Annotated in this window: 11 protein-coding genes; 2 read left to right on the forward strand and 9 right to left on the reverse strand. The window is 63.1% G+C overall.

From position 1 onward, the window contains the following. Window positions 1–28: 28 nt before the first annotated feature. From R3F72_RS12895 to R3F72_RS12910, 4 genes are all read right to left on the reverse strand, one after another. Window positions 29–1,285, reverse strand: coding sequence for a TRAP transporter large permease (locus tag R3F72_RS12895; protein WP_332779837.1), 1,257 nt, complete (start codon window positions 1,283–1,285; stop codon window positions 29–31). Then, complete coding sequence (locus R3F72_RS12900; protein ID WP_332779838.1) at window positions 1,282–1,785, reverse strand: TRAP transporter small permease; 504 nt, start codon at window positions 1,783–1,785, stop codon at window positions 1,282–1,284. The genes R3F72_RS12895 and R3F72_RS12900 overlap by 4 nt, the downstream gene beginning before the upstream one ends. Before the next feature lie 64 nt (window positions 1,786–1,849). Continuing rightward, window positions 1,850–2,944, reverse strand: coding sequence for a TRAP transporter substrate-binding protein (locus R3F72_RS12905; RefSeq protein ID WP_087718052.1), 1,095 nt, complete (start codon window positions 2,942–2,944; stop codon window positions 1,850–1,852). Between the two features lie 117 nt (window positions 2,945–3,061). Then, window positions 3,062–4,360, reverse strand: coding sequence for an L-fuconate dehydratase (locus R3F72_RS12910; protein WP_087718051.1), 1,299 nt, complete (start codon window positions 4,358–4,360; stop codon window positions 3,062–3,064). Between the two features lie 271 nt (window positions 4,361–4,631). Here R3F72_RS12910 and R3F72_RS12915 point away from each other — a divergent pair, with 271 nt between their 5' ends. Next, window positions 4,632–5,561: a LysR substrate-binding domain-containing protein gene (locus R3F72_RS12915; RefSeq protein WP_303855565.1), complete on the forward strand. Its 930-nt coding sequence runs from the start codon at window positions 4,632–4,634 to the stop codon at window positions 5,559–5,561. Between the two features lie 64 nt (window positions 5,562–5,625). Here the strand turns inward: R3F72_RS12915 and R3F72_RS12920 are convergent, their stop codons facing one another. From R3F72_RS12920 to R3F72_RS12940, 5 genes are read right to left on the reverse strand one after another with little or no spacing between them, the layout of a single operon-like run. Continuing rightward, a complete protein-coding gene (locus R3F72_RS12920; protein WP_332779839.1) occupies window positions 5,626–6,810 on the reverse strand; it encodes a fumarylacetoacetate hydrolase family protein in 1,185 nt (394 codons plus the stop codon). 42 nt (window positions 6,811–6,852) lie between these two features. Further along, complete coding sequence (locus R3F72_RS12925; RefSeq protein ID WP_332779840.1) at window positions 6,853–7,908, reverse strand: Ldh family oxidoreductase; 1,056 nt, start codon at window positions 7,906–7,908, stop codon at window positions 6,853–6,855. Further along, window positions 7,905–9,422 (reverse strand): tripartite tricarboxylate transporter permease, encoded by a 1,518-nt coding sequence (locus R3F72_RS12930; RefSeq protein WP_087718047.1) that lies wholly within the window; start codon window positions 9,420–9,422, stop codon window positions 7,905–7,907. Before R3F72_RS12930 ends, R3F72_RS12925 begins: the two co-directional genes overlap by 4 nt. A gap of 6 nt (window positions 9,423–9,428) precedes the next feature. Then, window positions 9,429–9,923 (reverse strand): tripartite tricarboxylate transporter TctB family protein, encoded by a 495-nt coding sequence (locus R3F72_RS12935; RefSeq protein WP_087718046.1) that lies wholly within the window; start codon window positions 9,921–9,923, stop codon window positions 9,429–9,431. A gap of 28 nt (window positions 9,924–9,951) precedes the next feature. Continuing rightward, window positions 9,952–10,857, reverse strand: a complete 906-nt coding sequence (locus R3F72_RS12940) for a tripartite tricarboxylate transporter substrate binding protein (RefSeq protein ID WP_303855570.1) — start codon at window positions 10,855–10,857, stop codon at window positions 9,952–9,954. Between the two features lie 546 nt (window positions 10,858–11,403). On the opposite strand from R3F72_RS12940, the gene araD1 reads away from it, so the two are divergent. Further along, window positions 11,404–12,411 (forward strand): AraD1 family protein, encoded by a 1,008-nt coding sequence (araD1, locus tag R3F72_RS12945; RefSeq protein ID WP_332779841.1) that lies wholly within the window; start codon window positions 11,404–11,406, stop codon window positions 12,409–12,411. Window positions 12,412–12,420: the final 9 nt, after the last annotated feature.

Here is a 12,420-nt window from a genome sequence, read left to right on the forward strand (position 1 = left end):
CATTCAGCATCATCGAAATCACCTGGCCTCAGCGATACCACAGCACGATCTGGGGAAAGAGCAGGAACAGCGCCAGCAGCGCGATCAGCGTGAAATAGAAGGGCAGCAGGCTCTTCACCAGGCTCTCCATGCCGACCTTGCCCACGCCGCAGCCGACGTAGAGTACCGTCCCCACCGGTGGCGTGATCAGGCCGATCCCCAGCACGAACGACATCAGCACGCCGAAATAGACCGGATCGACGCCCAGCTTGACCACCACCGGCGTCATCAGCGGCGCCAGAATGACCATCGCAGGGGTCAGGTCCATGAAGAAGCCGACTACCAGCAGAAAGGCCGTCAGTATCAGCAGCAGCAGGAACTGGTTCTCGGTGATGGCCGACAGGCTGACAACCAGCTGCTGCGGAATCATGTTGGCCGTCAACAGCCAGGCCAGCACGCTGGCGAACGCCAGCAGCAGCATCACGACGCCGGTGAGCTTGCCGGTGGCGATGCAAAGCTCGAAGAAGCGCTTCAACGTCAGGCTGCGATAGATGAAGAACGACACCGCGAAGGCGTAGACCAGGGCGATCGCCGCGCTCTCCGTCGGTGTGAACACGCCGGAGAGAATGCCGCCGACGATGATGACCGGCAGCAGCAGCGCCAGCAGGGCCTCCTTCAATGCCGCGAACAGCTCGGGCACCGAGAATGGCTGGCCGCGCCCGTTCTTGCGCGACTGGACGTAGGTGGTGACCGCCAGCCCCAGCGTGATCAGGATGCCGGGCACGATCCCCGCCATGAACAGCTGCGATATCGAGGTGTTGGTGACCACGCCGAACAGGATCATCGGAATCGATGGCGGAATGATGATGCCCACCACCGAAGCGGCAACGACGATGGCCGTTGCCATTGGCGCACTGTAGCGATGCTGTTTCATCGGCTCGATCATCATGCTGCCGACGGCAGAGGCATCGGCCACGGCGGAGCCGCTGATGCCGCCGAAGAACATCGACGTCAGCACCGCCACCTGGCCGAGGCCACCGGCGACGAAGCCGACCAGGGCGCTGGCGAGACGAACCAGTCGAGTGGCGATGCCGCCCGCGCTCATCACCTCGCCGACCAGAATGAACAGGGGAATCGCCAGGAGAGGGAAGGAGTCCAGGCCATTGACCGCCTGGGACACGATCGGCGACAGCGCATAGCCGGATTCGAAGAAGATGAACAGGCTGATGGCCGCGAGGCCGAACGAGATCGGCATGCCGATGACGATGCAGATCGCCAGCCCGATCAGAATGCTCCACAGGATCATGGTGTCTTGCTCCGAAACAGGGCGCCTCTGATCAATTCGACCAAGGCAATGGTGTTGGCGATCATCGTCAGGATCGCCATCACTGGCATGGCGCTGTAAAGGAAGGTCTGGGGAATGCCCAGCATCGGTGTGGCGCTGGTGTAACCTGAGATCACTTCCTTGAACCCCAGCAGAATGCAGATACAGACGATGTAGATGATGGCAATGCTCAGCAGGACCGCGGCCTTGCGCAGGCCGGCGGGCGCCTTGTCGCGGAAGAAGGTGACCGCCACATGCTCGTTGCCGAGACTGCCGACGCCGGCGCCCAGCAGCACCAGCCAGATGAACAGCACCCGGGAGAGCTCCTCGGCCCAGGTGTAGGAATAGTTGAGTACGAAACGACCAAAGACGTTGGCCGTGACGCAGAAGACGACACCGAGCACGAGCAGCCCGGCGGCGATTTCCAGCGTTTGGCGGAGCCAGCCCAGGAGACCCCGGGTGGCGGGGGAGTCGGCATTCATCATCACCTCCATGATCACGCAGGGCTAGCCGCAGGCGTCCGTGACGCCTGCGGCGAATCGGCACTTACTGAGCCTGGGACTCGGCGCGGATACGGTCGATCAGGTCGCCGCCAATCTTGTCACGCCACTCGTCGTAGACCGGCGCCAGATCCTCCTGGAAGGTCGCGATCTGTTCCGGCGTGAGCTCGGTGATCTGCATGCCCTCGTTCTTCAGCTCCTGCTTGATCTGGTCGTTGAGGGTGCGGCTGACCTGGCGTTCGTAGTCGCCCATCTGCTTGGCTGCCTCACGCAGCAGTTGCTGGTAGCTCTCCGGCAGGCGGTTCCAGAAACGCTCGGAAACCAGCGTGATGAACGGTGTGTAGACGTGGTTCGTCTCGGTGGCGTAGGGCTGGACCTCGTTGAACTTGGAGGACTCGATGGTGATCCACGGGTTCTCCTGCCCGTCGACGACACCCTGTTCCAGCGCGGTGAACAGCTCGGCGAACGACATTGGCGTCGGGTTGGCGCCAAGCGTACGCCAGATGTCCAGGTGGATCGGGTTCTGCATGGTACGGACTTTCAGCCCGTCCAGGTCCGAGGGGGAGGTCACCGATTGCTTGCTGTTGGTGAGCTGGCGATAGCCGTTCTCGGACCAGCCGATAGCGACCAGGCCCTTCGTCGACGCCTCTTCCAGCATCTGCTGGCCGATATCGCCGTCGAGCACCTTGTCGGCGATCTCTGGCGTCGGGAACAGGAACGGCAGGTCGAACACCGCGAATTGCGGGAACATGCTGACCATGGGTGAGGTGGAAGGCGCCGTCATTTCCAGCGTGCCGGCCTGGAGGGCGCTGACCGACTGAAGGTCATCGCCAAGCTGGGCGCTGTGGAAGGTCTGCACCTCGATATGGCCGTCACTACGCTGCTCGACGATCTTCTTGAAGTATTCCAGTCCCCGGTACTGCGCGCTGGACTGGGTCAGGCCGATGTTGAACTTGAGGCTGTAGTCGTTGCCGTCGCCCTCGACGACATCGCCGGTCACTTCCGGGAAGGGCGGCATCTCGGTGGCGGCCGTGGCGGAGAGACTGGTCAAGCTCAGGACGGTCGCCACCATCAGCGTCGTCAACGGAGAACGGGCGCGGCGGGATCGTGTGGCGGGATGCGATGATGTGATTGTTGTCATCTTCAGCTCCAGAACGTTAGTGAAGTGAATAGCGCAATTGGCGTGCATGGCGTGAGTGACGTGCAGTCCGGCGCCGCGGGTCTCGGCGGCGGCCGAATGCTCGGGTCGGCGGCGCCGTCATTGCCAGGCGCTGCCATCGGGATATCGATGAGCGGCGAGCGAGTCCGCCTTCATGGTGACGCCGTAGCCGGGGGCATCCGGCACCAGATAATGCCCGCGACGGATTCGTACCGGGTCGACGAAGTGTTCGTGGAGATGGTCGACGTATTCGAGCAAACGGCCTTCCAACGAGCCGGAAACCGCGATGTAGTCGAACATCGAGACGTGCTGGGTGTATTCGCATAGGCCCACGCCGCCGCCATGGGGGCAGACGGGAATGTCGTACTTCGCGGCCATCAGCAGCACCACGATCACTTCGTTGAGGCCCCCCAGCCGGGCGGCATCGAGCTGGCAGAAATCGATCGCATCGGCCTGAAACAGCTGCTTGAACATCACCCGGTTGTGGCAGTGCTCGCCGGTGGCGACGCCGATCGGCGCCAGGCGATGACGAATCTCGGCGTGACCCAGCACGTCGTCGGGGCTGGTCGGCTCCTCGATCCAGTGAGGGCGAAACTCCGCCAGCCGTCGCATGTTGGCGATCGCCTCGTCGACATCCCACATCTGATTGGCGTCCATCATCAGCAGGCGCGCTTCGCCGATCTCCTCGCGCAGGATACGGGCGCGACGTCGATCCTCTTCGATGTCGCCGCCGACCTTCTGCTTGAAATGATCCCAGCCGTCCGCGATGGCATCGCGGCAGAGCTGGCGCATCTTCTCTTCCGAGTAGCCCAGCCAGCCGGCCGAGGTGGTGTAGCCCGGATAGCCGTGCTCGCGTAGCGCGGCTTCGCGCTCGGCCTTGCCGGCCTCGCGACGCTTGAGCAGGCCGATCGCCTCTTCCGGGGTCAGCGCATCGGTAACGAAACGGAAATCGAGACACCGCACCAGCGCCTCCGGCGTCATGTCGGCGAGCAGCTTCCACACCGGCTTGCCTTCGTGCTTCGCCCACAGATCCCAGACGGCATTGATCATTGCCGAACAGGCCAGATGAATGACGCCTTTCTCCGGACCCAGCCAGCGCAACTGACTGTCGCCGCTGGTCAGCTCGCGCCAGTAGGCACCCATGTCGCCGGTGATATCCGAAAGCGAACGCCCTTCCAGGCGGGAGGCGAGAGACTCTACCGCCTTGACGCAGATCTCGTTGCCCCGGCCGATGGTGAAGGTCAGGCCATGGCCGGTGATGCCGTCGTCGGCGTCGGTATGCAGGATGACGTAGGTGGCCGAGTAATCCGGCGCGGCGTTCATGGCATCCGACCCGTCCAGCTCGCGGGAGGTCGGGAAACGAATGTCCTGAACTTCGACCCGTTGAATCGTGGGCATGCTGACGAGATTCCTTGCCTTATGGATGAAGGTTGTCACGATTTTCATGGAAAACTTCGAAAAATACCGGACGCCAATTCGATATCTTTAGTCGTAGTATTACCGATGATTGGTGCGGTTATTTCAGGAAAGTCATCATGAAACCCGGCTGTCTTTTGGGGCTGTGTCGTCAGACTAATTGGCGCTCGTTGGCACTGACCAATCTTTTTTTTTGCAACCTCGATAACCGGGGGTTATTGTCTTTGACCAAAGGCTTATCCGGATCGGAATGATGTCCAACGATAGTCGTAATCACGTCAAGGGTTGGCTGCGTATCAAGCATCTCGCGCTGCTTGTCACGCTGGACGAAAGTCGCAATTTTCACGCCACGTCTCGCCATATGAACATGAGCCAGCCGGCGGCCAGCAAGATGCTCAAGGACATCGAGACCTTCTTCGGCATGACGCTGTTCTATCGCCAGCCTCGCAGCATGGAAATCACCGATGCCGGGCGGCTGCTGGTGCGTTACGCCCGGACGATCCTCAACGACACCGATCGGCTGATAGACGATCTGGTATCGCTGCGTGAAGGGGGCCACGGCAAGCTGGTCATTGGCGCGGTCCCTGGCGCGGCACCGTTGCTGTTGCCCAAGGCGATCACCACGATCAAGTCGCGACGGCCGCAACTGGCGGTCAGCCTGTTCGAGAATTCCAGCGATCGGCTGCTGGCGGACCTGGAGTACAAACGGCTGGACGTGGTCATCGGACGCGTGACGGAACACGCTCAGCATCACCTGTTCGACTTCCTGCCTCTTCAGGCAGAGCCGGTCTCGATCGTGGTGCGGGCGGGGCACCCGCTGTGCGAGCGCCCGCCCGGCCTGGGCGAGGTCGTGCGCTGGCCCTGGGTGCTGCATCCCATGAGCAGCCCCATGCGGGGGTTGTTCGAGGTGGCGCTGGCCGAAGCCGGGGTCGCGACGCCGCGCAACGTGGTGGAAACCACCTCGACGCAGACCACGCTGCAACTGGTCAGCTCGTCGGATGCCATCGCCCTGCTGCCGACATCGGTGCTCAAGACGGCCATTTCGGCGGGCAAGTTCACCGCGCTGCCGCTGGTGATCGGCGAACCGCTGGGCTACTACGGCGTGTTGACCCGCAAGGGAGAGGCGATTTCCGATGTGGTCGGCGAGTTCATCGATACGCTGTTGATGCGCGACGAACCCTGAATCTCCACTGCCGACGCCAGGGCAGCATCGGCAGGAGAGGCGATGGACTCACGCTGAACCGGCGTCAGCGCTGACCGAGGTGAGCCAGCAGTGCGCGGATGCCGAAGGTCCATGGCGGCAGGCGGTCGCTGCGGTCGACGACGTTGCTCAGCGACCCCAGCCTGGGCGTCGAGATGGTCACCCGGTCACCGATGTGGTGAGTGAAGCCCTGGCCTTCGCCGTCACGGTCCTGAATCGGCGAGAACATGGTACCGAGAAACAGCATGAAGCCATCCGGGTACTGATGATGGACGCCGTAGGTCTGCGCCACCAGATCCAGCGGATCGCGGCTGATCTCGCGCATGTCGCTCTGTCCTTCCAGCAGGAAGTCGTCGTCCGCGCCCTCGATGCGCAGTGATACCTGTGCATTGCGCACGTCGTCGATGCCGAAGTGCTCGTCGAACAGCCGGATGAACGGCCCGATCGAACAGGAGGCGTTGTTGTCCTTGGCCTTGCCCAGCAGCAGGGCGCTGCGACCCTCGACATCGCGCAGATTGACGTCGTTGCCCAGCGTGGCGCCACGCACTTGCCCCTGGGCGTCCACGGCCAGCACGATCTCCGGCTCCGGATTGTTCCACTCGGAGGCGGGATGCAGCCCGACGCGGGCGCCATGTCCGACGGCGGACAGCGGCTGCGCCTTGGAGAACACCTCGGCATCGGGGCCGATACCCACTTCCATGTACTGCGACCAGCCGCCACGCGCCTGCAGCTCCGCCTTGAGCGCCATCGCCTCTTCCGAGCCCGGCTTGATCCGCGACAGATCGCCACCGATCAGCGACTGAATCTCCTGACGCAGTTCGGCAGCGCGCTTGAGATCGCCGCCCGCCTGCTCCTCGATCACCCGCTCCAGCAGGCTGACCGCAAAGGTCACGCCGCACGCCTTGATCGCCTGCACGTCGCAGGGGGCCAGCAGATAGGGCGCGCGCGGTGCGTCCTCGAGGCTGTTGGCGAGCACTTCTGCCAGCGTGCCAACGCTGTTACCCGGCGCTTCACGGGCGAGCCAGGCGGCGTCGTCGCGTTCCAGCAGGTCGGCCATGGTCGAGACATGCTCGGAAAGGTCGACCAATACCTCGCCGCGCAGCGCTACCAGCGCCGGGCCGGCGCGGCCATCATCGCTGGTCAGCCAGACGCGCCCCACCAGCAGCGCCTGATCGGCATCTTCGGGAAGACAGTCGTCGTGAAGGCGACCGGGATCATTGGGTTGGGTCATGAAAAACAGAGCTCCTGTCGAGTCGAAAGGGATGTGTGCTTGTTAGCCGAAGGCTGTCCTGCCGGCCAGGGATGAGTCTGCCACGGCATCGCGCATGGCCTCGACCACGTCCGAGGGCAGGGGAATGCCGTTGTCGAGATAGTCCCGGCGCCGGGCCAGGCCGGACTGACCGGGCAGACGCACCGGCCTGGCGGGGTCGCGCGGCCGGCTGTCGAGGCAGCGTCTGGCGACATGATCGGTCTCGTCGAGAAACGACTCGGTGCCGCCGAAGCGGGCCGGATCGATCACCATCACCATCACCGAAGCGCCCCAGCCCTCGGGGGCGTCCTTGCGGCCGAAACCGGACAGGGCGGAGGTCAGCGCTTCGACCATCAGCCCCAGCGCGAAGCCCTTGTGGCCGAAGGCGAGTTCCCCCAGCGGCAGAATGCTCCCTTCGGGCGAGGCGAAGTAGTCCTCGGGGTCGTCGCTGATCTCGCCTTGGCCGGTCAGGATCGCCGGATGGTCGAGTTTTTCGCCGGCCGCGCGGGTCTTGCCCACGGTGCCGTTCGTGATGGTCGACATGCTGACGTCGATCAGCATCGGCTGCTCGCGCCCCGGAATGCCGATCGCCAATGGGTTCGGCGTGTAGACGCGATCCAGCCCACCATAAGGGGCGACGGAGGCGACCGCCGGGTCCGAGGTCAGGATCAGCGGCACCAGGTTGGCCTCGACCAACGGCTGCAGGTACGCCGCCAGGCAGGCGATGTGATGCGAGCGCTTGAGGCTGACCATGCCGATGCCGAAGGTGGTGGCCGCCTCGCGGCAGTGGTCCAGCGCACGCTGGACGAGGTACGGCCCCAGCAGGTAGTGGCCGTCGAACAGCGCCGCGACCGGGCTGTTCTGCTGGATTTCGAGCCGTTCGTGATCGCCGCAGGCATGGCCCGCCTTGAGATCCTTGAGGTAGCCGTTGGCCAGCTTCACCCCATGGGTGTGATGGCCGAGCAGGTCCCCCTCGACCAGAATGCGTGCGGTGGTTTCCGCCACCTCCGGGCTTACGCCGTTTTCCTCGAACAGGGTAACCAGCGTCGAATGCAGGGCGGCGGCATCATATCGGGTCATGAGGACCTCGGCTTGTGGCTGGGTTGTGGCGTGCTACGCCAGCGGCGGAACAGGCGGATCAGTGAAGGCAACAGCCATATCAGGATGACCAGCGCGCCCAGCGCGGCGCTGATCGGCCGCTCGAAGAAGGCTAGCAGGTCGCCGTTGGATTTCAGCATCGAGCTCATGAAGCTGTTCTCCAGGGTACTGCCGAGCACCAGTCCGAGAATGGCGGGGGCCATCGGGAAGTCGTTGCGGGCGAGCACGAAGGCCACCAGTCCGATGATCAGCATGATCCAGATATCGGTGATCGAGTTGTTGATGGCGAAGGCGCCGACGATGCAGAAGCTCAGGATGACCGGCATCAGGATCTTGCGCGGTGTCAGGATGAACACCTTCGAGGCGCGGATGGCGAGATAGCCGATGGGCAGCATGATCAGGTTGGCGACGAAGAACACCGTGAACAGCGCATAGACCTGACCGCCGCCATTCATGAAGATCGTCGGGCCGGGGTTCATGCCCTTCATGTAGAGCACGCCGATGACGATGGCGGTAATGGTGTCGCCGGGGATGCCGAACACCAGCGCCGGGACCCAAGCGCCGCTGATGCCGGAGTTGTTGGCGGAGCTGGCGTCGACGATACCCTCGATATGGCCCGTGCCGTATTTTTCCTTCTCCTTGGAGCGGCTCTTGCCCAGTGCGTAGGCGATCCAGGCGGCGATGTCCGCTCCGGCACCGGGTAGCGCGCCGATCAGCGTACCGAGGGAGCTGCCACGCAGGACGTTACGCCAGTAGGTCTTGATGTGCCCCGGCGCCTTGAGGAAGACGCTGTCCTTCGCTGTCACCGGGACATGGCGTTCCTCGACCCGCGAGCCGTAGAACATCATGATCTCGTTCAGCGCGAACATGCCGATCATCACCGGGATGAAGTTGATCCCGGCCATCAGGTCGGGAACGCCGAAGGTGAAGCGGGGCGCACCGCTCATCATGTCCAGCCCCACGGTCGACAGCAGCAGGCCCACCGTCAGCGACAGGAAGGCTTTGACCCGGGATCCGATGGCGATGAAGATCGAGCTGCTCAGGCCCAGCAGCGCCAGCCAGAAGTATTCGAAGGAGCTGAAATTGAGCGCCATTTCGGCCAGCGAGGGTGACACGAACACCAGCACCATCGTGCCGAACAGCCCGCCAATGACCGAACAGACCAGGTTGGTGCCCAGCGTTTCGCGGGCGCGCCCCTTCTGCGCGAGTCGATAGGATTCACCGACGTAGGCCGCCGATGCCGGCGTGCCGGGAATGTTGAGATAGGTGCCGGGGATATCACCGGCGAAAATCGCCATCGCCGACGTCGCCACGATCGCGGCGATGGCCGGGGTGGCATCCATATAGAACGTGATCGGCACCAGCAGTGCCACCGCCATGGTAGCGGTCAAGCCGGGTATGGCACCGACGAAGAGCCCGAAAACGGCCGCCGCGACGATGACCAGCATCGTCTGGAGGTTGAACACCATTGCCAGGCCTTGCAGAAAAGCGTCCATGAGCAGTCACCAGGCGAAGGGAAGGGTTTGGGAGAAAAGGGTGCCTTCCGGCAGCGGGATCAGCAGGTAGCGCGAGAACAGCACATAGATTGCCACGGCGACGATGATCGAGACGATCAGCGCAAGCCATAGCCTGGCGCCACGCATCAGCATCAGGACCAGCATGCTCACCGCCATACACAGCGGCGCGCCCAGAAATTCACTGGCCAGGATGTAGAACACGATCAGCACGCAGGGCAGCAGCGAGATCAACAGGCCGCGGTAATCGTAGCGCGTCGCCAGGGTGTGTGGACCCGCGCGAGGACCGGCGAGCGCGTTCCTGAGTTGACCCACCCGAGTCAGTGCCAGCAGCAGCCCGCCGACCACCATTCCCCCGCCGATCAGCGAGGGGAACAGTGACGGGCCGAACTGCAGCGCCGGCATGGTCGGATAGGTCTGGGCGACGGCAATGACCACGCCGCCGCCGATCATGAACGCCAGTCCGAGCAGGAAATCTCTCATGAGGTCGTCTCCCGGTCGGGTCGTCGGATCACTTGGCCAGACCTACCTGTTCGACGATCTTGCCGAAGCGCTCGTCCTGTTCGGCCATGAGCTTGCCGAAATCGTCCGCGCCCCGCCATTCAGTGCCGAAGCCCTGCTTGGCCATGAAGTTCTGGTAGGTGTCGCTGTTGTAGGCAGCTTCGACCGCTTTCTCGAGGGTCTCGACGACGGCCGGATCCATCCCCTTGGGACCGGCGATGCCGCGCCATTCGCCGATGGCGTAGTCGCTGCCGATCGCTTCCTTCAAAGTCGGGACGTCGGGGAAGCTGTCGAGCCGCTCCGGCGCCATGATCGCCAGGCTCCTGGCCTTGCCAGCATCGATCATCGAGCGCCCTTCGGGGACCGAGCTCGGGACGATATCGATACTGCCGGCTGCCATTTCGGTCATCGCCGGGGCCGAGCCCTGGCTGGGTATCCACGAGACGCGATCGGCCTCCATTCCCTGATCCAGCAGGAAGCCGGCGAAGGCCAGATGCCAGACGCCACCCTGTCCGGTACCGGAAGCGGTATAGGTTCGGGCAGGCTCGTTCTTGACCTGTTCGACCAGCGATTCGACCGAGTCGAACGGGCCGTCGGCGGCGACCTGGATGCCGGCGTAGTCGTAGTTGATCTGGGCGATCGGCGTGTAGTCCTGGTAGGTGAGCTGCGTCAGTCCCTGCCAGTGCATCATGTTGATCTCGCCGGTGATCAGACCGAGCGTATAGCCATCCGGCTTGGCCATGGCCATGGCGGTATGTCCGACCACGCCACTCCCGCCGGTTCGGTTGACCACATTGACCGTCTGACCCAGCTCCTCTTCCAGCGCGGCAGCGATGGTTCGAGCGGTCGCGTCGGTGCCCCCGCCGGCCGCCCAGGGAACGATCAACGTAATCGGCTTCTCGGGATAGTCGGCCATTGCCGGCAGCGGCAGCAGTAACGACAATCCAAGCAATCCTGCGAGATGACTTCTGGTTATTGACGTCTTCATGGCATGTTCCTCGGCGGGGATATTTTGTGTGGTTATGAACCTGCATTTCGCTCAATGAAGCTATGGTTTATGACCATTGAGTGCAATATGCGTATTGGCTAGACATTGGTATAACTGCGAAACCATGGCCATGCCTTTCTGGTGACGCGACATGCTGAAAACGGATCGGATGAAGGCAGTTTTATTCTGGCTAATCAATATCGTCAGGCAAATCGTGGAGAAACCCTTCGTGCCGAACAATGACCTTCACCGCTAGATTACGCCGGTTCGCTTCGGAGGTATTTGCTCCGAAAGTCTATGTTGTACTTATTTTTCATATGTTCAACATAGGCGTCAGGTGATAAACGGCGGCCGTTGCGTCACGAGGCGCCGACGCCGGGCCGGGTGGCCAGCCGGATGAGATTCGAGACGTCCCGCCAGGGTGGTCGAGACGTCGTGGTGGCAATGACCGATGAGCGATGGAGGAGAAGAACGATGCGCCTGATACAGTGCCTGAACGACGACCAACTGACCGTGGCGATGGTCATCGATGAACGGGAGGTCCAGGTCGTCGACGCCGACGAGGGCGTCTACGGTCTGGCCAAACGCGCCATCGACGAGGGCAAGCCGCTGACCGCGGTAGTCGAATCGGCGCTAACCGAGAAGCGTCTCGACTACGCGCAGATCGTCGCCGAGCGTCGCCTGCTGCCGCCATTGACGCATTCGGATCCGGCGCACTGCCTGGTCACGGGAACGGGGCTGACGCATCTCGGCAGCGCCGATACCCGTTCGGCGATGCACGCTGCCGCTATGTCCTCGCCTGACAGGGTCGAGGAAAGTGAACTCACCGACTCCATGCGCATGTTCCGCATGGGCATCGAGGCCGGCAAGCCGAAGGCGGGGGAAGTCGGGCCGCAGCCGGAATGGTTCTACAAGGGGGATGGCGACTGCGTGGTGGCGCCGGAAACCGACATCCCGTCCCCGGCGTTCGCCCAGGATGCTGGCGAGGAGCCGGAGCTGGCCGGGCTTTATGTCGTCGGCCAGGACGGCACGCCCTGGCGCGTCGGTTACGCCATCGGCAACGAATTCTCGGATCACGTCACCGAGCGCTTCAACTACCTGTGGCTGGCGCACTCCAAGCTGCGCGCCTGCAGTTTCGGCCCGGAGCTCTTCATCGGCGAGCTGCCGGAGAACCTGGAAGGCACCAGCCGCATCGTGCGCGACGGTCGCACGCTATGGGAGAAGCCGTTTTTGACCGGCGAGGGCAACATGGCTCACAGCCTGGCGAACCTCGAGCATCACCACTTCAAGTATCGCAACTTCCGCCGTCCCGGCGACGTTCATGTCCATTTCTTCGGCACCGCGACACTGAGCTTCGCCGACAAGGTCGTGGTCGAGCCGGGCGATCGCTACGAGATCGACCTGCCGGCACTGGGTCGCCCGCTGCGCAACACGCTCGGGAGCGAAGAGGATTTTGGCTACGCGGCCGCAAAAGCGCTATAAGCGTTCGCC

The organism is Salinicola sp. 4072, from assembly GCF_036663415.1.
GTDB lineage: Bacteria > Pseudomonadota > Gammaproteobacteria > Pseudomonadales > Halomonadaceae > Salinicola > Salinicola salarius_A.